This is a genomic window from Pseudomonas sp. G1002 (assembly GCF_013385455.1).
Taxonomy (GTDB): domain Bacteria; phylum Pseudomonadota; class Gammaproteobacteria; order Pseudomonadales; family Pseudomonadaceae; genus Aquipseudomonas.
This window is the reverse complement of the sequence record NZ_JACAPY010000049.1, coordinates 46,608-68,986: the sequence shown is the minus strand read 5'-3', so window position 1 is coordinate 68,986 and position 22,379 is coordinate 46,608. Positions and strand designations below refer to the sequence as shown.

Annotated in this window: 21 protein-coding genes; 12 read left to right on the top strand and 9 right to left on the bottom strand. The window is 60.2% G+C overall.

Going from position 1 to position 22,379, the window contains the following annotated elements; all coding sequences use genetic code 11:
* Positions 1-73 precede the first annotated feature (73 nt).
* Positions 74-2,089, bottom strand: coding sequence for an excinuclease ABC subunit UvrB (gene uvrB, locus HX801_RS28355; RefSeq protein ID WP_008438773.1), 2,016 nt, complete (start codon positions 2,087-2,089; stop codon positions 74-76).
* Between the two features lie 343 nt (positions 2,090-2,432).
* Between uvrB and HX801_RS28350 the strand changes: the two genes are divergently transcribed.
* Positions 2,433-3,629 carry an amino acid aminotransferase gene (locus tag HX801_RS28350; RefSeq protein WP_177023160.1) on the top strand — a complete coding sequence of 399 codons (1,197 nt, stop codon included), beginning with the start codon at positions 2,433-2,435 and terminating at the stop codon, positions 3,627-3,629.
* A gap of 310 nt (positions 3,630-3,939) precedes the next feature.
* Positions 3,940-4,149, top strand: coding sequence for a hypothetical protein (locus HX801_RS28345; RefSeq protein ID WP_017478782.1), 210 nt, complete (start codon positions 3,940-3,942; stop codon positions 4,147-4,149).
* Positions 4,150-5,085: 936 nt separating this feature from the next.
* Here the strand turns inward: HX801_RS28345 and HX801_RS28340 are convergent.
* The gene (locus tag HX801_RS28340; protein ID WP_003214475.1) at positions 5,086-5,961 is read right to left on the bottom strand and encodes a LysR family transcriptional regulator; all 876 of its coding nucleotides are present in this window, start codon (positions 5,959-5,961) and stop codon (positions 5,086-5,088) included.
* 104 nt (positions 5,962-6,065) lie between these two features.
* Between HX801_RS28340 and HX801_RS28335 the strand changes: the two genes are divergently transcribed.
* Positions 6,066-7,457, top strand: coding sequence for an aldehyde dehydrogenase family protein (locus HX801_RS28335; RefSeq protein ID WP_087694345.1), 1,392 nt, complete (start codon positions 6,066-6,068; stop codon positions 7,455-7,457).
* 34 nt (positions 7,458-7,491) lie between these two features.
* Here HX801_RS28335 and HX801_RS28330 read toward each other — a convergent pair whose 3' ends face one another.
* Positions 7,492-8,130 (bottom strand): TetR family transcriptional regulator, encoded by a 639-nt coding sequence (locus tag HX801_RS28330; RefSeq protein WP_177023159.1) that lies wholly within the window; start codon positions 8,128-8,130, stop codon positions 7,492-7,494.
* Between the two features lie 129 nt (positions 8,131-8,259).
* Here HX801_RS28330 and HX801_RS28325 point away from each other — a divergent pair, with 129 nt between their 5' ends.
* From HX801_RS28325 to HX801_RS28315, 3 genes are read left to right on the top strand one after another with little or no spacing between them, the layout of a single operon-like run.
* Complete coding sequence (locus HX801_RS28325) at positions 8,260-8,916, top strand: O-methyltransferase (protein ID WP_177023158.1); 657 nt, start codon at positions 8,260-8,262, stop codon at positions 8,914-8,916.
* A gap of 22 nt (positions 8,917-8,938) precedes the next feature.
* The gene (locus HX801_RS28320) at positions 8,939-10,144 is read left to right on the top strand and encodes an arabinose transporter (RefSeq protein WP_177023157.1); all 1,206 of its coding nucleotides are present in this window, start codon (positions 8,939-8,941) and stop codon (positions 10,142-10,144) included.
* Between the two features lie 22 nt (positions 10,145-10,166).
* Positions 10,167-11,378: a YeeE/YedE family protein gene (locus HX801_RS28315; protein WP_177023156.1), complete on the top strand. Its 1,212-nt coding sequence runs from the start codon at positions 10,167-10,169 to the stop codon at positions 11,376-11,378.
* Positions 11,379-11,493: 115 nt separating this feature from the next.
* Here the strand turns inward: HX801_RS28315 and HX801_RS28310 are convergent, their stop codons facing one another.
* From HX801_RS28310 to HX801_RS28300, 3 genes are all read right to left on the bottom strand, one after another.
* A complete protein-coding gene (locus HX801_RS28310) occupies positions 11,494-11,877 on the bottom strand; it encodes a cytochrome c (RefSeq protein ID WP_134326064.1) in 384 nt (127 codons plus the stop codon).
* A gap of 33 nt (positions 11,878-11,910) precedes the next feature.
* Positions 11,911-12,810, bottom strand: a complete 900-nt coding sequence (locus HX801_RS28305) for an alpha/beta hydrolase (protein WP_102605764.1) — start codon at positions 12,808-12,810, stop codon at positions 11,911-11,913.
* A gap of 147 nt (positions 12,811-12,957) precedes the next feature.
* The gene (locus HX801_RS28300; protein WP_177023166.1) at positions 12,958-13,398 is read right to left on the bottom strand and encodes a TspO/MBR family protein; all 441 of its coding nucleotides are present in this window, start codon (positions 13,396-13,398) and stop codon (positions 12,958-12,960) included.
* Between the two features lie 454 nt (positions 13,399-13,852).
* Between HX801_RS28300 and HX801_RS28295 the strand changes: the two genes are divergently transcribed.
* Positions 13,853-14,185 carry a DUF6124 family protein gene (locus HX801_RS28295; protein WP_177023155.1) on the top strand — a complete coding sequence of 111 codons (333 nt, stop codon included), beginning with the start codon at positions 13,853-13,855 and terminating at the stop codon, positions 14,183-14,185.
* 22 nt (positions 14,186-14,207) lie between these two features.
* On the opposite strand, the gene HX801_RS28290 is transcribed toward HX801_RS28295, so the two are convergent.
* Positions 14,208-14,441, bottom strand: a complete 234-nt coding sequence (locus tag HX801_RS28290) for a hypothetical protein (RefSeq protein ID WP_003214497.1) — start codon at positions 14,439-14,441, stop codon at positions 14,208-14,210.
* 237 nt (positions 14,442-14,678) lie between these two features.
* On the opposite strand from HX801_RS28290, the gene HX801_RS28285 reads away from it, so the two are divergent.
* Positions 14,679-15,158 (top strand): hypothetical protein, encoded by a 480-nt coding sequence (locus HX801_RS28285; RefSeq protein ID WP_023659022.1) that lies wholly within the window; start codon positions 14,679-14,681, stop codon positions 15,156-15,158.
* An 86-nt stretch (positions 15,159-15,244) separates the two neighbouring features.
* Here the strand turns inward: HX801_RS28285 and HX801_RS28280 are convergent, their stop codons facing one another.
* A complete protein-coding gene (locus HX801_RS28280; RefSeq protein ID WP_256344307.1) occupies positions 15,245-15,886 on the bottom strand; it encodes a hypothetical protein in 642 nt (213 codons plus the stop codon).
* A gap of 612 nt (positions 15,887-16,498) precedes the next feature.
* Between HX801_RS28280 and HX801_RS28275 the strand changes: the two genes are divergently transcribed.
* The 4 genes from HX801_RS28275 (at position 16,499) to HX801_RS28260 (ending at position 21,045) form a co-directional block, all read left to right on the top strand.
* Positions 16,499-18,214, top strand: a complete 1,716-nt coding sequence (locus HX801_RS28275; protein ID WP_177023153.1) for an ABC transporter ATP-binding protein — start codon at positions 16,499-16,501, stop codon at positions 18,212-18,214.
* Positions 18,215-18,533: 319 nt separating this feature from the next.
* The gene (locus tag HX801_RS28270; protein WP_177009656.1) at positions 18,534-19,871 is read left to right on the top strand and encodes an MFS transporter; all 1,338 of its coding nucleotides are present in this window, start codon (positions 18,534-18,536) and stop codon (positions 19,869-19,871) included.
* A 37-nt stretch (positions 19,872-19,908) separates the two neighbouring features.
* Positions 19,909-20,568, top strand: coding sequence for an aspartate/glutamate racemase family protein (locus HX801_RS28265; protein ID WP_177023152.1), 660 nt, complete (start codon positions 19,909-19,911; stop codon positions 20,566-20,568).
* 24 nt (positions 20,569-20,592) lie between these two features.
* On the top strand, positions 20,593-21,045 hold the full coding sequence (locus HX801_RS28260) for a thiol-disulfide oxidoreductase DCC family protein (RefSeq protein WP_177023151.1): 453 nt from the start codon (positions 20,593-20,595) through the stop codon (positions 21,043-21,045).
* Between the two features lie 53 nt (positions 21,046-21,098).
* Here the strand turns inward: HX801_RS28260 and HX801_RS28255 are convergent, their stop codons facing one another.
* Entirely contained in the window at positions 21,099-22,304 is a 1,206-nt protein-coding gene (locus HX801_RS28255) for an MFS transporter (protein ID WP_102605065.1), read from the bottom strand.
* Between the last annotated feature and the right edge of the window lie 75 nt (positions 22,305-22,379).

Below are 22,379 nucleotides of genomic sequence, written 5' to 3'. Positions count from 1 at the left end.
GGACGCTCCGCGTCCGCTCTTGGGACGCAGAGCGTCCCGGGCTGCTTTCCCACGCAGAGCGTGGGAACGATCATCAGACCGCCAGCAACCGCTCCCGCAACTTGCCGATCTCATCGCGCATCTGCGCCGCCGCTTCAAACTCCAGATCCCGCGCCAGCTGGTACATCTTCTCTTCCAACTGACGAATACGCTTGGTGATCTCGCTCGGCGAACGCAATTCCGCTTCGTACTTGGCATTCTCCTCCGCAGCCTTGGCCATGCCCTTGCGCTTCTTGCTGCGCGAACCCGGCACCGTTGCGCCTTCCATGATGTCGGCCACGTCCTTGAACACACCCTTCGGCGTGATGCCATGCTCCAGGTTGTAGGCAATCTGCTTGTCGCGACGACGCTCGGTCTCGCCAATCGCCCGTTCCATGGAACCGGTAATCCGGTCCGCATACAGAATCGCCCGGCCATTCAGGTTGCGCGCCGCCCGGCCAATGGTCTGGATCAACGAGCGCTCGGAACGCAGGAAGCCTTCCTTGTCAGCATCCAGAATCGCCACCAGGGACACTTCCGGCATATCCAGGCCTTCACGCAGCAGGTTGATCCCCACCAGCACATCGAAGGCGCCCAGGCGCAGGTCGCGGATGATTTCCACGCGCTCCACGGTGTCGATGTCCGAGTGCAAATAGCGCACGCGCACGCCGTGGTCGGCCAGGTAATCGGTCAAGTCTTCGGACATGCGCTTGGTCAGCGTGGTGACCAGCACCCGCTCTTCCAGGGCCACGCGCTTGGTGATTTCCGAAAGCAGATCATCCACCTGAGTCAGCGCCGGGCGGATTTCGATTTGCGGGTCCACCAGGCCGGTCGGGCGCACCAGTTGCTCAATCACACGCCCGGCATGTTCGGCCTCGTAGTTACCCGGCGTGGCCGAGACAAAAATCGTCTGCGGGCTGATGCCTTCGAACTCGTCAAAACGCATCGGCCGGTTATCCAGCGCCGATGGCAGGCGGAAGCCGTATTCCACCAGGGTCTCTTTACGGGAACGGTCACCTTTGTACATCGCGCCCACCTGCGGCACGCTGACGTGGGACTCGTCGATCACCAGCAAGGCATCGTCCGGCAGGTAATCGAACAAGGTAGGTGGCGCCTGCCCGGACTCGCGGCCCGAGAGGTAGCGCGAGTAGTTTTCGATGCCGTTGCAGTAGCCCAGTTCGAGGATCATCTCCAGGTCGAAGCGGGTGCGCTGTTCCAGGCGCTGGGCTTCCACCAGTTTGTTGTTGGAACGCAGGTATTCCAGGCGCTCCACCAGCTCAGCCTTGATGCCCTCGATGGCGCCCATCAGGGTTTCGCGCGGGGTCACGTAGTGGCTTTTCGGGTAGAAGGTGAAGCGCGGCAGCTTGCGGATCACTTCGCCGGTCAACGGGTCGAAGGCCGACAGGCTCTCGACTTCATCGTCGAACAGCTCGATGCGGATCGCTTCCAGGTCGGATTCCGCCGGGTAGATGTCGATCACATCGCCGCGCACGCGGAAGCTCGCCCGGGCGAAGTCTATGTCGTTGCGGGTGTATTGCAGGCTCGTCAGGCGACGCAACAGTTCGCGCTGGTCGAGTTTGTCGCCGCGGTCGACGTGCAGCACCATCTTCAAATAGGTTTCCGGGCTGCCCAGGCCGTAGATGCACGACACCGTGGTGACGATGATCGCGTCCTTGCGTTCCAGCAGCGCCTTGGTCGCCGAGAGTCGCATCTGCTCGATGTGGTCGTTGATCGAGGCGTCTTTCTCGATAAAGGTGTCGGAGGACGGTACGTAGGCTTCGGGCTGGTAGTAGTCGTAGTAGGAAACGAAGTACTCCACCGCGTTGTTCGGGAAGAACGCCTTGAACTCGCCATACAACTGCGCGGCCAGGGTCTTGTTCGGCGCCAGCACCAGGGTCGGGCGGTTCACCTGGGCGATCACGTTGGCGATACTGAAGGTCTTGCCGGAGCCGGTCACCCCGAGCAAGGTCTGGTGCGCGAGGCCGGCCTCAATGCCTTCGACCATCAGGCGGATGGCTTCCGGTTGATCGCCGGCGGGCTCGAAGCGGGTGACTAGCTGGAAATCCGACATAACGTACCTCTTGAGTCACCCCGGGGCCGGAAACAGCAACGGGGACGAAAAAGACCGCGACCCGCGACTGTTCGGCGCAGGTTGCAGGAAAAAACCATGATAGCTGTAGAAGTGGAGGCGAATGTGACGGGTTTCAAGGCAATCGTCCTACATGCCGTTGGTCACCCATGTTGCAATAAGACTAACGGTCGGTAAATAAACCGAAAAACTTGGCCGAAAAGCCGTTTCGGCTGTCGCCGTGAGCAGTGATGGCCTCTATACTAGCTCCCCGTTTGTGCACCGCTCTAGTGCATTCGGCTGGAGCGCGACACGTCCCTCCACTCTCTATAGAGCTGCCGCAAAAATGAGCCTGTTCTCCGCTGTCGAAATGGCACCACGCGATCCAATCCTGGGCCTCAACGAAGCATTCAACGCCGATACCCGAACCACCAAGGTGAACCTTGGCGTGGGCGTTTACTGCAACGAGGAGGGGAAGATTCCACTCTTGCGTGCCGTTGCCGAAGCGGAAGCCATTCGCGTGGCGCAACACGCCGCCCGTGGCTACTTGCCGATCGACGGTATTGTCGCCTACGACCAGGCCGTGCAAAAGCTGCTGTTCGGCGCGCAATCGCCGCTGATCAGCTCCGGCCGCGTCATCACCGCCCAAGCGGTCGGCGGCACCGGCGCCCTGAAAATCGGCGCTGACTTCCTCAAGCAACTGCTGCCCAACGCCGTCGTCGCCATCAGCGACCCGAGCTGGGAAAACCACCAGGCGCTGTTCGAAAAAGCCGGCTTCCCGGTGCAAACCTATCGTTACTACGACGCCGCCACCCACGACGTAAACCGCGCCGGCCTGCTGGAAGACCTCAACGCCCTGCCGCCACAGTCCATCGTCGTGCTGCACGCCTGCTGCCACAACCCGACCGGCGTCGACCTGAGCCCGGCCGACTGGCAACAAGTGCTGGACGTGGTCAAGGCGAAAAACCTCGTGCCGTTCCTCGACATGGCCTACCAGGGCTTTGGCGACGGCATCGACGAAGACGCCGCTGCGGTGCGCCTGTTCGCCGACTCGGGCCTGACCTTCTTTGTGTCCAGCTCGTTCTCCAAGTCGTTCTCGCTGTACGGCGAGCGCGTGGGCGCCCTGTCCATCGTCACCGACTCCAAGGAAGAAAGCGCGCGCATCCTGTCCCAGGTCAAGCGCGTGATCCGCACCAACTACTCCAACCCGCCGACCCACGGCGCGGCGATTGTGGCGGCGGTGCTGAACAACCCTGAGCTGCGTGCCCAGTGGGAAGCGGAACTGGCCGAAATGCGCCTGCGCATTCGCGGCATGCGCGAGCAGATGGTGGCTGACCTGGCCAAGGCGGCTCCGGGCCACGACTTCAGCTTCGTCGGTCGCCAGCGCGGGATGTTCTCCTACTCCGGCCTGAGCGTTGAACAAGTGACACGCCTGCGCAACGAGTTTGGTATCTACGCGCTGGATACCGGTCGTATCTGTGTGGCGGCGTTGAACCAGAAGAACATCGATGCCGTGACCAAGGCCATCGTTCAGGTGCTGTAAGCCTGTTGTGATGCAAAAAAAGGGGAAGCCAATGGCTTCCCCTTTTTCATTCTGAAAACCGCGCCCCCTGTGGCGAGGGAGCTTGCTCCCGCTGGGATGCGAAGCGGCCCCAAAACCTGCCACCGTGAACTTTATGAATGAATGCGGTGCCTGAATTGGGGCTGCTGCGCAGCCCAGCGGGAGCAAGCTCCCTCGCCACAGGGTGGGTGGTTTGCCTTCAAGAGCGGGTGTTCAGCCCCTAAAAATTCGCTGCTTTCAGTCCGCTGCCCCTAGACTGACAGCAAGACAGTCCCTTCCCCTTGAGTATCCTATGAGAAACGACGACCTGGACCTGCGTGCCGACCGCGACGAACTGGACCACTTCACCCCGCGCCCACCACCCGCCAAGCGCCAGAAAAGCCTGGTGCTGCAAGTCGCGCTCGGCGTATTCCTCGGTGGTTTGGCCTTATGGCTGGTGCAACTGGGCGCCGGCGCCCTGATGGCCAAGCTGGCCATGGGCACCTTCCAGTTCGGCGGCTGACAAAGATCAAATGTGGGGGCCGTCGAGCTTTAGCGAGGCCGCGATAGCGGTGGGTCAGGCACCCTCAATATCGACTGTGCCGACGTCATCGCAGCCTCGCTGAAGCTCGACAGCTCCCACAGGGGATCTACTCCCGCCTTCAGTCCGCGCTCGTATGGTTGGTGCAACTCGTGCAAGCAGACACCTGCAATTCGGCGGCTGACAAAGATCAAATGTGGGAGCCGTCGAGCTTTAGCGAGGCCGCGATAGCGGTGGGTCAGGCACCCTCAATGTCGACTGTGCCGACGTCATCGCAGCCTCGCTGAAGCTCGACAGCTCCCACAGGAAATCTACTCCCGCCTTCAGTCCGCGCCCGTGTGGCTGGTTCAACTCGATCCAAGCAGTCCCCCTGCAATTTGGCGGCTGACAAAGATCAAATGTGGGAGCCGTCGAGCTTTAGCCAGGCCGCGATAGCGGTGGGTCAGGCACCCTCAATGTCGACTGTGCCGACGTCATCGCAGCCTCGCTGAAGCTCGACAGCTCCCACAGGGGGTCTACTCCCGCCTTCAGTCCGCGCTCGTGTGGCTGGTTCAACTCGATCCAAGCAGTCCCCCTGCAATTTGGCGGCTGACAAAGACCAAATGTGGGAGCCGTCGAGCTTTAGCGAGGCCGCGATAGCGGTGGGTCAGGCACCATAAATGTCGACTGTGCCGACGCCATCGCAGCCTCGCTGAAGCTCGACAGCTCCCACAGGGGGTCTACTCCCGCCGTCAGTCCGCGCTCGTGTGGCTGGTTCAACTCGATCCAAGCAGTCCCCCTGCAATTTGGCGGCTGACAAAGATCAAATGTGGGAGCCGTCGAGCTTCAGCGAGGCCGCGATAGCGGTGGGTCAGGCACCATAAATGTCGACTGTGCCGACGCCATCGCAGCCTCGCTGAAGCTCGACAGCTGCTACGGCTACGATGCCAGGGCCAGGCCACGCTCTTCCAGCAACTGCACAAAACTGTTCAGGCTCTGCGACACCGTACCCCGGCGCCAGATCAGCCAGGTATTCAGAATCCGGAACGTATCGGTCAGCGGCCACACACTCACCGCCGTAAACCCCGGCATGCTCTCCAGCATGCTCCGCGGCATCAGCGCCAACCCGGCACCGGCACTCACACAGGCGAGCATCCCGTGGTAGGACTCCATCTCAAAGATCTTCCCCGGCACCGCGCCATCCTGTGAAAACCAGCGCTCGAAGTGATGCCGGTACGAACAGTTCGAACGAAACGTGTAGATGCTCTCTCCACTCACATCCCGCCCCCGGGTGATCGGCGCGTGATGCAACGGCGCAATCACCACCATCTCCTCCTCGAACACCGCCACGCCCTCCAGCGTCGCGTGCAACACCGGCCCATCGACAAACGCCGCTGCCAGCCGCCCCGACAACACACCCTCGATCATCGTGCCGGACGGCCCGGTGGTCAGGTCCAGCTCGACCTTGGCGTGCTTCTGGTTATACGCCGCGAGCAACGCCGGGATGCGCACCGCCGCCGTACTCTCCAGCGAGCCCAACGCAAACGCGCCCTGGGGCTCCTCCCCCGCCACCGTCGCCCGGGCCTCTTGCACCAGGTCGAGAATGCGCCGCGCATACCCGAGGAAATTCCACCCGGCCGGCGATAACCGCAGCCGGCTCTTCTCGCGAATAAACAAGTCCACGCCCAGGTCTTGCTCCAATTGCTTGATCCGCGTGGTCAGGTTCGACGGCACGCGATGGATCAATTGCGCTGCAGCGCTGATGCTGCCTTGCTCGGCAACGGCTTTGAAAATTTCGAGCTGGACCAGATCCAAGTCATTCTCCAAACGTGAACGTATTGCTTAATATTATTCAGTTTCCGAAAAAGATACAGCCCCGTACGCTGGCCTCCATCCCATTCACTGCGCAGGACGGTGCCATGAACTCCATTTCCTCCCAGACCCACGCGTTGTCGATCAACCCCGCCAACGGTGAAACGGTCGCCAGCTACCCGTACGAAACCGAGGCGCAGCTGGATGCCGCCCTCACCCGCTCGATCAACGCCTTCCGCAACGGGCGCAATACCCCCGTCGCCCAGCGCGCCGAATTGCTGCTGGCCCTGGCCAGCACCCTGCGCGACCAGGCCGAAGAAATGGCCCAGATGATCACCCTGGAAATGGGCAAACCCATCGCCCAGGCCCGTGGCGAAATCGAAAAATGCGCGCAACTCGCCGAGTGGTATGCGGCCCACGGCCCGGCCATGCTGGCCCCGGAAGCCACCCTGGTGGACAACGGCACCGCCCAGATCGAATACCGCCCGCTGGGCCCGATCCTCGCTGTAATGCCGTGGAACTTCCCGGTGTGGCAAGTGCTGCGCGGCGCGGTGCCAACCATGCTCAGCGGCAACACCTACGTGCTCAAGCACGCGCCTAACGTAATGGGCAGCGCGTACCTGATGAAACAAGCCTTCCAGCGCGCCGGCTTTGCCGATGGCCTGTTCGAAGTGATCAACGTCACCCAGGACGGCGTGTCCAAAGCCATCGCCGACCCGCGCATCGCCGCCGTGACCCTCACCGGCAGCGTGCGCGCCGGCATGGCCATCGGTTCCCAGGCCGGGGCCGCGCTGAAAAAATGCGTACTGGAGCTGGGCGGCTCCGACCCGTTCATTGTGCTCAACGACGCCAACCTCGACGAAGCCGTGCAAGCCGCCCTGATCGGCCGTTTCCAGAACTCCGGCCAGGTGTGCGCTGCCGCCAAGCGCCTCATCATCGAAGAAGGCGTGGTGGAAGCCTTCACCGCCAAATTCCTCGAAGCCAGCCGCAACCTGGTGATGGGCGACCCGACCGCCACCGAGACCTACATCGGGCCGATGGCCCGCTTCGACCTGCGGGACGAACTCGACGGCCAGGTCCAGGCCACCCTGGCCGAAGGCGCCACCCTGCTGCTGGGCGGCAGCAAAGTCGAAGGCGCGGGAAACTACTACGCCCCCACCGTGCTGGCCAACGTCACCGACCAGATGACCTCGTTCAAACAGGAACTGTTCGGGCCGGTCGCCTCCATCATCACCGCCCGCGATGCGGACCACGCCGTGGCCCTGGCCAACGACAGTGAGTTCGGCCTGACCGCCAGTGTGTTCACCACCGACCCAGAGAAGGCACGCAGCATCGCCAACCAACTGGAAACCGGCGGGATCTTTATCAACGCCTACAGCGTGTCCGATCCCCGGGTCTCGTTTGGTGGTGTGAAAAAGAGCGGCTTCGGGCGGGAGTTGTCGCACTTCGGTGTGCGGGAATTCTGCAACGCGCAGACCGTGTGGCTGAACCGCCGCTAAGGCAAGCGCTGCAAGCGATGGCCCGCCCTGCGGGTCATCGTGCTGTCTGGTTCAGCACCGTCACGTAGGCACTGAACATATCCGCCATGGCATCCGCATAGGCGGTGATTTGCGCCTCAGTGCGCGGGCTTCCCGAGAATTCCTTTGCCACCGAACTGAAGGTGGTGGCGATCAAATCGCAAGCCAAAGCGCGGGTGGCTTCAGGCACCTGCGGCAGCAGTTCCAGCATGAACGCCTGGAAAATCTGTTGCCCTTCTGCGCGAACCTCATGGGCTTCGGGCGCATCACGGTACAGCGGCGCGGCGTCGCTCAGGGCGACGCGCATCTGCGCCTCTTCACATTCCGAACGAATAAACGCATGCACCAACGCCCGCAACCGCTCAAGGGCCGGCTGGCTGACGTCCTGCAGAATGCGGCTGAGCATCTGCGAGGTTTGCTGCCACTCATCGGTCTGCAGCCGAAACAGGATGGCCGCCTTGTTGGGAAAGTACTGGTACACAGACCCCACGCTGACACCGGCCTTTTCCGCGACCCGTGCGGTGGTGAAACGGCTGGCGCCTTCCTTGGCCAAAACCTGAATAGCCGCTTCGAGAATGGCCGTCACCAACCCGGTGGATCGCGCCTGTTTGGGCTCTTTGCGTGAGGAAATCTGCGAGGTCTGGCGATCGGTCATGGGGCGTTCCTGCTGCCGTTGGAATGCGAATAGCGAATGTGACGAATTGTTCGCATACTTTAAATGCGACGAATCATTCGCATACTAGCCCGGCGCCTCACGGCGCTCAACCTGCAGCAGGACATCCCCATGAATACGCTTACCTCGGCCCCGATGGCGGCCCTGATTGAACGGCTGTACACACAGGCCGATGCCGCCACCAGCCCCATCACCAACACAGTGACCCACGAAGAACGCGACCGCCTGATGCGCAGCAAGACCGACTACCTGGCACTCTACGGAATGCTGAAAGACCTGTGGTTGCCCGTCTCCCGCGACACCGGCACCCTGCTGTACATGCTCGCACGCAGCAGCAAAGCGCAGGCCATCGTCGAGTTCGGTACTTCGTTCGGCCTGTCCACCCTGCACCTGGCGGCCGCCCTGCGGGACAACGGCGGCGGCACGCTGATCAGCAGCGAGTTCGAGCCCTCGAAGATCGCTCTCGCCCGGCAACACCTGGAGCAAGGCGGCGTAAGCGACCTCGTGGAGATCCGCCAAGGCGATGCCCTGGTCACCCTGGCCACCGGCCTGCCCGACAGCGTCGACCTGCTGCTGCTTGACGGCGCCAAGGCGCTGTATGGCGACGTGCTGAACCTGGTGGAAAGCCGCCTCAAGCCCGGCGCGTTGATCATTGCCGACAACACCGACTACTGCCCCGACTACCTGGCCCGGGTGCGTTCGCCAGCAAACGGCTACCTGTCGGTGCCGATCGGTGACGACGTCGAGCTTTCCGTTCGCCTGGGCTGATGCCCGTCAGAGGATTCAACTCATGTCTGGATTGGTAAGCCCAGTGGTACTGAAATTACTGCCCATCACCCTGGCGGTGTTTGTCGGGTTCCTGATCATCGGCATGCAACTGCCGGTGCTGCCGCTGCACCTGCACAACGCCTTGGGCATGGACACGCTGGTGGTGGGCGTGGTGATCGGTGCGCAGTTTGCCGGGGCATTGTTGTCGCGGTCCTGGGCCGGCAATTTTGCCGATATGCGCGGCCCCAAGCGCGCCATGCTCGTGGGCATGCTGGTGGCGGCCAGCTCCGGCTTGATCTACCTCGCGTCCCTGGCGTTTGTGGCATCACCGGTCATCTCGGTGTGGGTGTTGCTCGCCGGGCGCGTGGCGTTGGCGCTGGGGGAAAGCCTGATCGTGACCGGCTCGATGGGCTGGGGTGTCGGGTTGGTGGGGCCGCAAAATACCGGCAAGGTCATGGCCTGGATCGGCATCGCAATCTACGCCGCGTTTGCCCTGGGCGCGCCCCTCGGGGTGGCGGTGAATAGCCAGTGGGGTTTCAGCGGGATCGCCGTCGGGACCATGGTGATTCCGCTGCTGGCACTGGCCATCGTCGCCGGAGCGCAAGGCGTTGCGCCCACCAGCCAGCGGCGCACCTCGTTTTTCAAGGTGCTGCGCTCGGTGTGGGTACCGGGTTTGGGCCTGGCCTTTGCAAGCGTCGGGTTTGGCGTGATTACCGCGTTCATCGCGCTGCTGTTTGCCACCAAGTCCTGGGGCAATGCGTCATTAGCGTTTACCGCCTTTGGCCTGGCGTTCATCGGCGCGCGGATTTTCTTTGGGCACCTGCCCGACAAGATCGGCGGTGCCAAGGTCGCGCTGGTGTGCGTGATAATCGAAGCCGCCGGGCAGCTGTTGATCTGGGGCGCGGACAGTGCGCTGACTGCCTACCTGGGCGCGGCGCTGACCGGTTTCGGCTACTCCCTGGCGTTTCCCGGCTTTGGGGTAGAGGCGATAAAGCGCGCGCCGCCCCAATCCCGCAGCCTGGCGATGGGTGCGTATGTGGCGTTCCTGGATATTTCGCTGGGGGTCAGCACCCCGCTGATCGGCGCCTTGGCCGGCGTGGCCGGAGTGGCATCGGTGTACCTGGCGGGCGCAGTGGCCGTGGCGCTGTCGGTGATCGTGGCGCTGGCGTTGCTTTTCAAGGCGCCAGTGGCGGAGCGCGAGGTTTATACTTCGCCACCTCGCCCTTAACCCACATCACCCGAGATTCCCGATGAGCCTTTCCCTGTCCACAACCCCAGCGCGCAAGCCGGTCGCACCATTGCTGGCGTTTGCCATCCTGCTGTTCGGCGCCGTCTTCCTGCAAAACAGCGTCGGCTCGCGCCAGGTGCTGTTGCTGGTGGTCGGCGCCGCACTGGGTTTGACGCTGTACCACGCCGCTTTCGGCTTCACCTCGGCCTGGCGAGTGTTCATCACCGACCGGCGTGGCGCGGGCTTGCGTGCGCAGATGGTGATGCTGGCGATTGCCGTGGTGCTGTTCTTCCCCGCGCTGGGGGCCGGCACGCTGTTCGGCCAACCCGTGGTCGGGCTGGTGGCGCCGGCCGGGGTTTCGGTGGTGTTCGGGGCATTCATTTTCGGCATCGGCATGCAGCTGGGCGGCGGTTGTGCGTCCGGCACCCTGTTCACCGTGGGCGGTGGTAACGCGCGCATGCTAGTGACGCTGTTCTTCTTTATCTGTGGTTCGTTGATCGCGACTCACCACGTCGACTGGTGGTTCTCGCTGCCTTCGTTCCCGGCGGTTTCCATCGTCAAAAGCTTCGGCGTGGTGCCGGCCTTGCTGCTGAGCCTGGCCGTATTTAGCATCATCGCAGCAGTCACCGTGCGCCTGGAAAAAGGCCGTCACGGGCAACTCGAAGCCGGCGTGACCAGCGAACACCAGGGCCTGCGCCGCTTCCTGCGCGGGCCATGGCCATTGGTGTGGGGCGCAATTGGCCTGGCCCTGCTCAACTACGCCACCCTGGCACTGGCCGGGCGGCCATGGGGTATCACTTCGGCGTTCGCCCTGTGGGGCGCCAAGGTTGCCGGCGGGTTGGGCGTGGACGTAGGCAGCTGGGCGTTCTGGCAAATGCCGGGCAATGCCAAGGCCCTGGCGGCGCCGGTGTGGGAAGACGTCACCAGTGTGATGGACGTCGGCATCATCCTCGGTGCGCTGTTGGCTGCGGGATTGGCCGGGCGTTTCGCTCCAAGCCTGAAGATTCCGGCACGCTCGCTGTTTGCGGCGATGATCGGCGGCCTGCTGCTGGGTTACGGCTCGCGCCTGGCGTATGGCTGCAATATCGGCGCGTACTTCAGCGGGATTGCCTCGGGCAGCCTGCATGGCTGGGTGTGGTTAGTGGCGGCGTTTATCGGCAACAGCGTGGGCGTGCGGTTGCGGCCGTTCTTCTTTGCAGGTGAGCGTCCGCAGGTAGCGTTGAGCGGTTGCTGACTGATCGTTCCCACGCTCCGCGTGGGAATGCCGCCAGGGACGCTCTGCGTCCCGCTGTTGGTGACGCGGAGCGTCACGGTATGCATTCCCACGCGGAGCGTGGGAACGAGCAGCATCATCGGCTTTTTGAAATCACTCCGCTCATGTACTCGTTCAAATCGCGAAAGTCCTGAACCTTCCAGGTGAACGGAGACAGCTTCACACCGTTCTCCCGCAACGTTCTGGGAATCAGGTCGCCATTTGGACGAAGAATGACGGACGACACGATAACGCCCGGATAATCACTCAAGCGTTTTTTGAAAGTAGCCGTTGTCAGGTCAGGCGTAGGCGGATTGCTTTTATTCGCCAAGGGTCCCGTGCCTTTGATATCCGCGCCGTGGCACATGGCGCAGCGCTGCAGATAAATGTTTTTCCCGTTAGCGTTGTCCGCAAAGGACAGTGATGTTTGAACCAGCGATAAAATCCCCAGCGACGCGATGAACGACTTTCTTATTTTCATCTTTCCATGTGGCCTTGTTGTAAAAATCCAATATCAACCAACCGAGCGTAAACGACCCGTGATCCAATCGCGGCTGTAAGCCAGCACGCGGCCCGACATCGCCGTCGGAAAATGAATAAACCCATGAGCCGCCTGCGGTAACAAAAACACCTCGGACCCCGCCCATCGCTCGGCCATCTGCAGCGTGTCGTCCAGCAACGGGTCCAGCTCCCCCACAAACATCAGTGCCGGCGGCAGCCCGGCAAGGTCGCCATACAACGGTGACAACGGCGGCTGCCGACGCTGCTCGTCACTCAGGCCCGGCGTCAGCAAACGCAGCGCCTCCACCATGCCCGGCCCGTCCAGCAACAGCGTTTCCCGCCCCGCCGTGCGCACGCTCGGTGTACCGGTCAAATCGTAGACGCCGTAATACAGCACCGCCCCGCTCACCCGCGCCAGCAATTCGGGCGATTGCTTCAGCGCCAGCAGCGTGGCCGCCGCCAGATGCCCACCGGCAGACTCGCCGACAACGATCACCGGCAGGCCGGCGAACTCTTCACAGTCCCCGAGCAACCAGCGCGCCGTGGCCAGGCAGTCTTCCAGAATCCCTTCGACCGGCGTATTCACCGCCAGCCGGTAATCCACCGACACCACCGCCACCTCGCACGCATTCACCATGGCCACGTTGAGGTCGTCATTCATCTGCGCATTGCCGATCACCCAGCCGCCGCCATGGATATCCAGCACCACGCCTTTGGCCTTGCCCTTCGGCCGGATGATGCGCACCGGCACCGAGCCCACCCGCCGGCTTTCAGCCTGCAGGCCATGCTTGAGCAACTTGTTGCCGGCCACCATCTGGCTGGAGCGCAACAGCGCCTGGATCACCCGGGGCGTCACGCGGTTGCGGATGCGAAAGCGCGGCATCCAGGCGAGCTTCTGGTTAAAGCGCTGCATTTGCGCCAGTTCATGTTCTTCAGCAGGCCACAGCGTGTGAGTTCCCAATTCGATATTCCCTCTATCTCTAAAAGAGATGTTCACCTTGGCCAGTGTGCGTGGGCATCATGGCAATGATGTTTCCGCCCTCTGCCCACGCCGCCAGGCTCAGCGGTTATTGCGCAGGATGGAGAAATTCAACGCAGACGCAACGCTTAGCCACACCAGGTACGGGAACAGGATCAGCCCGGTGATCAAATCCAGCCGCACGGTCAGCAACACCATGGCGGCGACCACAAGCCACAGCAGCGTGATGATCACCATCCCGGCGAAAATCCGGTGGGCGCCGAAGAACACCGGCGTCCACAGGGTGTTGAGTGCGATCTGTGCAGCCCATAGAGCCAGCACGATTTCGCTGCCGGGGATCAGGGTCAAGCGATAGCCAGCCCAAGCCAGCAGCAGGTAGATGATGGTCCAGGCGACCGGGAACAGCCAGTTGGGAGGGGTGAAGCTGGGTTTGACCAGGGTGGCGTACCAGTCGCCCGGTTTGAAGATGATGCCGGTGCTCGCAGCGGCACCGCAGGCCAGAAGAAAAATAAGGAAGGTGATCATCGCGTGTCCTTGGCTCAGGGTTCGTTACAGCTTGGACGTCCTACACACCGGTAAAAGTTCACACGGCCCTGTAGGAGCAAGCTTGCTCGCGAAAAACGTCAACGCTAACGCGGGGCAACGGGGTAAATCCGTCATTTTGAAAGACAACACCACCTTGCTCCATTGCCTACGCTTACGTCAGAATCCGCCGGCTTGTGCACCTGGGTGGCCATCTCTAAGGTTGCTCGGTCGCTGAAAACTCAGTGATCGGGTTTAGTAGCCCTAGGGTCAATTACACATAGTGCATGAGCTGCATCTATCAGACGTTCCTGTCTGTGCTTGATGGTGGCTGTGCGTAGGGCGCCTTCGGGTGCGCCGGCTTTGTGTAATTCCCCGGTCTACTAACCTGCGTACAGCTGCCACCCTATTGTGTAGTAGCGAAAGGGTGTCGGCCCCATTCAGGAATTGCACCATGTTCAAAGTAACGCCGAATCCTCCTAACACGCCTGATCAAAAACTCCACCAGGCTGCCCAGCGCGCCATTGATCACTACCTCAATCCCGGCACTGATGCCGAGAAAGCCCCAGAGGCAACCGCCCTCTTCAGCGTCACCTCCGGCGTCAGCAGCGAAATCCTGATCGCCAACAGCTATGAAACCGTTACCTCCGTCAGCGCCCTGCTGCTCGACCTGTCCGACGAACTGACCGGCGAAGACCGCGACGTGGCATTGGCCATACACCAACTGAGCGAATTGAGCGTACTGCTGATCGGCAAACTGATGGACCGCGAAACACCTCGGGCGTGAAGCCCAACGAGGTCCTGCGGGACTAGCCCTTCAACTCACCCAACCGATTACTCGCCGCGTCGTCGTATGCCACATACAACGACTCGGCGATTTGGCTTTTGATGGCCTTGGCGCTTTCCAGACCCAATACAAAACCTTCGGCCTTGCCGCCTGCGCGGTTCAGGTCTTCTTTGGTGTCAGCACCGGTGATGGCGTCGAGGAGCTTGATGGCCTGCGGGCCTACGCCTTTTGGGAGGCTGATTTGGTCGATGCTCATTTGGATGCCTCGGATGAGGTGCGGGATGGGGTGGTGCGGGGTGAAAAGGTCATGGGCGATACCTTGAGATTGAGGTCGGTAGCGCGTGGAACCACTGCCGGGGGGGCCATGGTAGACCGGTATGGGAATTAAAGGGCCGGTTTCGGCCAGAAGCAGCCGGTCGCGATCAGAAAGGTTTGACGACAACGAGTCGCTCTCGCACTCTGTTTATAACCCATTCATTCATCAGGTTCCCGCATGTCATTAGCGACCGTAGTGCTGCTCGACTCCTGGCCACAGCCAAGTACGTCGCCTGAACCAGTGGTGTTCGCCACGGACACGCAACTATGTTTACGGTATTACACCACCGGAGAAGAAATAGCTGTGGTTCATTTTCCGCTAGTAAAGAAAATCCAATTCGGTTCGCCAAACGACGAAGCTTTGGGCGGCCATCCGCTCATTGGACTTGGCCTAAAGCATTACCAAATTCATCGAATAGATAATTCGCCTTGGTTAGCAGAGCTTGAGCAAAGGAACGCCATTCATCCTCGACACGACAAACAGCGGTTCATGAAAGATGCTATCCACTATGTCTTTACGTTTCAGGACTCTACCTTGGAATGCATCGTAATCGAGGGGGCGTTCTGGCATCCCAAAGTGCAAGTCTTTACCTCGGAGCAGGAGGCAAAGGATGGCTGGCGCACACTGGTGAATGACGTGGGTGCATTAACCCAATAGTCAGGAGCGGATGGCTGCGTTGGGTCGGAAGCGGTCGGTCATGAGCGGCCGCTTCTGGCCGATTCTGTTGAAAAAGCCGTACTCGCTTAGCCAAGGTGACCGCCTGCATCAATGAATAGCTTGCGGAGTTTTTTTCGAGCCGCCTCTGAAAGACGCTGTGAATAGCGTTGAAACTCTTCTTCGGCTGTATCGGGCTTGCCGTTCATGGCCAATACAAACGCGTATGCAAGAGGATGTTGTATGTAGTTGTAGAAACCCAGGCCAGCCGTCGACAAATGCTGCTTGACCCGCTCGAAAGCACCAGGCAGGGCGGCTATCGAACGAGCCTCGCCCCAAAACGATTCAGCTTTTGGAATGGCAGCCCGGAGGATATTGGGTGCGCTGGTTGCTATGGCATCAGGTCCGTAGCTGCATGAGATATCAAACGCTCTATCGCGCACATCGAAAGTCAGATCAGGTCGTGCTGATTTTGACGTCCTGTGCCATTTGATTTCATTGCCGGAAAGGTGGGGAACGAAGTCCAGTGACAGAGCCCATGACGGCGCTAGCGCGCCGCCTTTCCACTGTTCAAGGCGAAAGAGTTGGCGAATCGGAGCATCGACGCTACGAAGCCAGGACAGCGGGCCCTGAACTTCGAATCCTAACGGCTGTAAAAGTGACTCTACGGTTGGCGAAACAATTTCGTGGATTTGATCTATTCGCACTATCTCGAACGTTTTTCCCTGCATCGGCGGCCCCATGCTCAAAAGTAATCCCACTTCGACAACTTCGGTCGTTGGTTCGACCTCAGATAATAGATGCAGAAATAGGGGTCAGACCACCATTATTGAAAACGTGGTCTGACCCCTATTCTTCTCTGGTGTCTGCGCCGTTTGGGTCTTGCAGCTGGCGATTAACGCGAGCTGCGAAAGCGTGGTGACGTGCCTGACGGGAGAACGATGAAGGGCTGGTATCAACTGCGCAGTAGAAAATAGAGAACTGCGTCATGAAGTATTTTCTTGGCAATAGTGGCCCGTGCCGGGAAAGTCACGACGTGACAACGCCATGCGGCAAGTTGATTGGAAAATCCTGAGAGTTCCTGAATTCCCGCCCCATGAGGCACAACATGTGAAAATTTATAGAGTAGTCTCATAGAATATTTTTCTCTTTGGGTATGCATAAATAATAGCGAGGCTGGTATTGGAGGCTAGTGTGAACTGGGATAGCCTGCGCCCACATTTTTAAATAGGGGTCAGACCACCATTATTGAAAACGTAGCCCACCCCCTACTCTTCTCTCCCGCGGCACCCAATAACGTTTTGCTTGAACACAATTAACGAGAGCAACTGAGGAGGCGGGTCATGCTTGAGGATTTTAAACACGCACTTTACCGTCATAAGAGGCTGTTCTGGCTAGTGATGGTTATTGTCATCCTATCCAAAGTGGCAACCATAATGCCGGCGATTATCATCGGGCGCGTAGTAGATACCTTTACCCAGCACACCTTGGATTCAGAGACGGCCTTGTATCTGTTGGGGTTTATCTGCGTCGGCGTTATTAACGTTATTCTTATCCCTATTCAGGGGTACTATTTGACCCGTTTTATTCAAAAAGGGCTCAGCGATGTTTCGATTCGATGGGTTCGCGAGATATTCACCAAGCACTTCGACCTGTTCTCATCGATCAATATCGGCAAGATGCTCAAATCGATTGAACGCGGCATACAAGCCAGCGAGCGAATTCTTAACTACGCGCTGATCACTATTTTGCCGCTTTGCATCGAGTTCATCGTGATTTCGGCGTGGCTGGTATGGATTGCGAATATTGTGTTCCTGGCGCTTGTGCTTGCACTTTCCGGCGTCTACCTGGCATTGACCCACTACTTGATCACGTGGCGCCGCGCTCATATCGATGCGGTCAATGACGCCGAAGATGAACAGGCGGGAGTATTTGCAAACACGATTCAGGCGGGTAAACAGATAAGGCTGGAGCGGGCCCAGGAATCGGGGCTGAAACCCCTGTTCGATACGTTTTACCAGTACGCGGATGCCGCCACAAAAGTCGGATATTCCGCTGCGGTACTAGGGGCGTCAAGGGCACTTTTCTTAACCCTGACCAGCAGCACAGTGATCGGGTACGGCATCTTTGTAAGACAGGCTTCGGCGTCCGAACTGACGGTCGGCGACTTTGTCGTCTTGTTTACCTTATCCACGATGTTTTTCAACACGGTGTTCAGCATCGGAGAGGTCTATCGTTTCGCCGATCAATTCTCTTCGGACTACGCCAAGTTTCGATCGATTCTGCGCGAGCAAAGCTTCAAGGGTAAGGCCGAGAGCTTGCCCTTGGATTCTGACAGCTTGATTTACCCCGCCTCCACTGCACTGATCGCCGAGGGAGTTTCATTAGTCATTCAACAGGCCATCGAAGTGCGCCCCGGTGAGCATCTTGCCATCGTTGGGGCAAGTGGCTCCGGAAAATCAACCTTTGTGGAACTGCTCGTGGGCGTGAAGCAGCGTTCCGGGCTCACCGTCCGGATAGGACAGACCGCGCTAGAGTCAATCGCTGAAGAGGAACATTTTCGGCTCATTCGGTATTGCCCCCAAACTCCGAAGTTTTTATCAGGCAACCTGGCAGACGCTGTTTTTTTTCATGGCTCGTTCAACTCGACATTTAGCAGCGTCGCGGCGCAGCTTAATATCCAGCATCTGTTTGACGAATTGCCTGTTCGAACGATAAATCAAGACGCGACCAGTATTTCCGGTGGCGAAGCAAAAAAGCTTTCGCTTCTACGCGTGCTGCTACGACCTGGGAATTTCAACATATTCGATGAGCCGACCTCATCCGTTGATCCTCAGGGCGCCTCGTTAATCTGGGATGCACTCTTCACCTGCTTTGCCGATAAAAGTCTGATCTGTGTAACCCACGATTTCACTGTGCTCAATCACTTTGATCGAGTCATCGTCTTCGACACGGGCAGAATCGTTGCAGATGGCAAGTGGCAAGACCTGGTGGCTCTGGAGTCGGTCTCCAACGTCATACGCAAAGTTCAGGAGGAAGAGCCGGTTTCAGGGCATTAAGTTACTGAAACGGCTTTGTACGCTAAGAATGAAATAGGGGTCAGACCCCTATTCCTCTCAGGTCGCGTAGGTCTCAATACGGGACGGAAAAGGGGGCATTTATTTTTGATCTAATAAATGCCCCCTTTTCCGTTGTGGTCCTTGCGTAGAAATCACCCACCCCTTCCCTGGATAGCTCCCCGCCTTACCTGGCCCAAATCCTGCCTGCATCACTCCCACCCAGTCGCTACTGACTACGCGGACGACTCTTTTGAGCCCCGCCGCCCAATCCCCGCCCCCGATAATCAAGCATCCCTTACCACCGCCGAGGCCTTCCCCCATGACGAGCCCATCCACCGAACAGGTCAGCCCCCAAACCCTGCGCAGAGTGATCATCGCCGCCGGCATCGGTAATTTCGTGGAGTGGTTCGACTTCGCCGTCTACGGCTTTCTCGCCACCACCATCGCCCAGCAATTCTTCCCCAGCGGTGACGCCAGCGCGGCGTTGCTGAAGACCTTTGCGGTGTTCGCGGTGGCCTTCGCCTTCCGGCCCCTGGGCGGGATTTTCTTTGGCATGCTCGGCGACCGGATCGGGCGCAAACGCACGCTGGCCATGACGATTTTGCTGATGGCCGGCGCCACCACGCTGATCGGCCTGCTGCCCACCTACGCCGCCATCGGCGTGGCGGCGCCGATTCTGTTGTCGTTGATTCGCTGCGCCCAGGGTTTTTCCGCCGGGGGCGAATACGCCGGGGCCTGTGCCTATCTGATGGAGCACGCGCCCAGTGACAAGCGCGCCTGGTATGGCAGTTTTGTGCCGGTGTCGACGTTTTCTGCGTTCGCTGCGGCGGCCGTGGTGGCGTACGCCCTGGAGGCTTCGCTGTCTGCCGAGGCGATGGGCAGCTGGGGCTGGCGCTTGCCGTTCCTGATCGCTGCGCCGCTGGGGCTGGTGGGGCTTTACCTGCGCTGGAAGCTGGATGAGACGCCGGCCTTCCAGGCGGTGAAGCAGGAGCACGCGGTCGCGCACTCTCCCCTCAGGGAAACCTTGCGCAACCATGGTGCGGCGATCTGTTGCCTGGGCGCTTTTGTGTCGCTCACGGCGTTGTCGTTCTATATGTTCACCACCTACTTCGCGACGTATCTGCAGGTGGCGGGTGGCTTGAGTCGGGCGGTGGCGTTGCTGGTGTCGCTGATTGCGCTGATTTTCGCGGCGGCGATCTGCCCGCTGGCAGGGTTGTATTCGGATCGGGTGGGGCGTCGGGTCACGGTGATGACGGCGTGTGTGTTGTTGATTGTGGTGGTGTACCCGTCGTTCCTGATGGCCAGTTCCGGGTCGTTCGCGGCATCGGTGGTAGGGGTGATGTTGCTGGCGGTGGGCGCGGTGCTGTGTGGGGTGGTGACGGCGGCGTTGTTGTCGGAGACCTTTCCGACACGCACGCGGTATACGGCTTCGGCGATTACCTACAACATGGCGTACACGATCTTTGGCGGTACGGCGCCGTTGGTGGCGACGTGGTTGATCAGTACCACGGGCAGCAACCTGTCGCCGGCGTTTTATCTGATTGCGGTGGCGGTGCTGGCGTTGGCGGGCGGGTTGGCGTTGCCGGAGACGTCGCGGATTTCGCTGCATGAGGTGGGCGTGGAGGAAAAAGGCGCAGCGCCGGTGTTGTCGCGTTAAAGTCGGCGGGTGTTCAAAAGTGCCGGAGACCCGAGCGATGCGTATTACCTGCCTGCATACCGCCGAGAGCAACATTGCAGTGTTTGACGCTGCCGCAGCAGCGCTGGGGATCGGGTCACGGGTGTTGCACCATGCAGTCCGGGCCGATCTTCTGGCAGCGGTCGAATGCGCGGGTAAGCTGACCGCAGGCATAGCCGAGGAAACGCAGCTGGCGCTGGTTGCCCTGGCTCAGCACTGCGATGCAGTGGTGCTCACCTGTTCGACCCTGGGCCCGGTGGTTGAACTTGCCGGTACTCACACCCGGGTGCCGATTTTGCGGGCAGATGAAGCGCTGGCATTCGCGGCGGTTCAAGCTGGCGGGAAGGTGGTGGTGTTGTGCGCTGTCGAAACCACACTCGAGCCGACTGCTCGCTTGTTTTACCAGATGGCCCAGCACACCGGGGCGTCGGTGGAGGTGCAACTGGTTCCGGGGGCATGGGCGATGTTCAAGGCGGGCGACCTGCACGGTTATCTCGCGACCATCGCCAGGGCTGCGGACCGTGCCTATGGGGATGGCGCGTCTATCGTGGCACTGGCGCAAGCGTCCATGAGCGAAGCCTCTTCGCTTGTAACGACGGGCCCTGCTCCACTCACCAGTGCATCGACGGGGCTGCGGGCAGCGCTGAGTCGTGCCGAACGCGGGTATGATCCAGGCTAACCCGGCCCGACTGGACCCACGCTGATGCCCGCCCCCCACACCCGGCCTACTCCCGCACCACTCCTCAAGCCCGGCGAAACCGTGGTGCTGTTCGACGGTGTGTGCAAGCTGTGCAACGGCTGGGCGAGGTTCCTGATTCGCCACGACCACGACCGACGTGTGCGCTTGGCGGCCGTTCAGTCGCCCGAAGGTCAGGCGCTATTGGCCTGGGCCGGGTTGCCGCTGGATCAGTTCGACACCCTCGCAGTGATCCGCGACAGGCATTACTGGGAGCGTTCGGAGGCGGTGTTCGAAATCATTGCGCAACTGCCTGCCCGCTGGCGCCCGTTGCTGGTGCTGCGCGCCATCCCGCGCTTCCTTCGGGATTGGGCTTATGATCGCATCGCGCGTAATCGCTATCGGCTCTTCGGGAAATACGACACCTGCCTGTTGCCGGATCCGGATCATGCGCTGCGTTTTTTGAAGGGGCCGCCATGAACACCTGAGTTTGGCTTACTCACCTGGGCAGGCGTGGAGGATAGGTAAAGCACTCACTCCCCGCGTCCAGTGTCGTAGCGCTTGGAATAGGAAGCCCCCATCAGATAGAAGCACCCACCCGCCACGATAAACGCCGCGAGCATATAGAACATGAAATGCGCCGACTGCGTTGCCAGGGCAAACCCGCACAACACCGGCCCCAGCGCACCGCCGAGGCTGGACAGGTTTTGCGCGCCGTAATACATGCCGCGCAAGTGCTCCGGTGCAATGCGGTCGATAAACATGTACTCGGCCGGGAACACGATGATTTCGCCCACGGTGAATATCGCCACGGCCAACGCCCAATGCAGCACGGTGGTGGACAGCGCAAAACCGACGACGCCCAGCAGAAACAGGCTGAAGCCCGCCGTCAGCCATTGATTCAGATGCTCGTTGGTAATGCGCTTGCCCACGATGTACTGCAGGCAGATCACCACGGTCGCATTGACCGCCACCACCGAGCTGATGACCCGGTAGGTAAATTCCGGCGTGCTCGTGGTCACCAGGTATTGCGAGATGTAGCCGGTGAACTGGCCGAACGCCACGGCGCTCAACGCGCCGCCCACCGTGAAGCAGACCAGGCGATAGTCCTTGAGCAGAATGCGCCCCACCGCGACGAACGACACCGGGGCATTGGCCGGGTCGGCGGAGCTGAGGCTCCTGTCGCCCCACACCATATAGGTGAGGAAGAAGCCCATGCCCAGGATCGCCGACACCAGGAACGGCAGTTTCATATCCATGTGCGCGAGCCCGGCGCCAATGAACGGCCCAACTGCGTAACCAATGTTGATCAGGGTGTAGCGCACCGAAAACACTTTGCCGCGTTCGGCTTCCGGCAGCAGTTTGCCAAACGCGGCCTTGACCACGATATCGATCACTGAATAGGCGAAGTTGAACGACACCAGAAACAGGAAAAACAGCCACAGGTGCGACGTGACGCACATGCCGATGAAGCCGACGGTGAAAAACCCCGTGAAGCTGAGGATCAATCGGTAGCTGGAGATTTTGTCAGTCAGGTAGCCGCCGTAAAGGCTCAGCAACGAACCGACGAGCATTGCACCGCCCACCACCAGGCCGATTTCGCTGATGCCCAACGTGAAGTTGGATGACAGATAAATCACCATATACGGCAGGGTAATGGCGCGCCCCAGGGTCAGGAACAACGCAGACGACAGCAGCAGATTGACCGAAAACGGGTAGTGTCTGAAGGCAGCGAGCATCAGCGTCGGTTCCTGTTATTGGCAGTATCAAAGGCTAAGTAACATATCCTTACACATCCACCTTTGAGCCGGCTT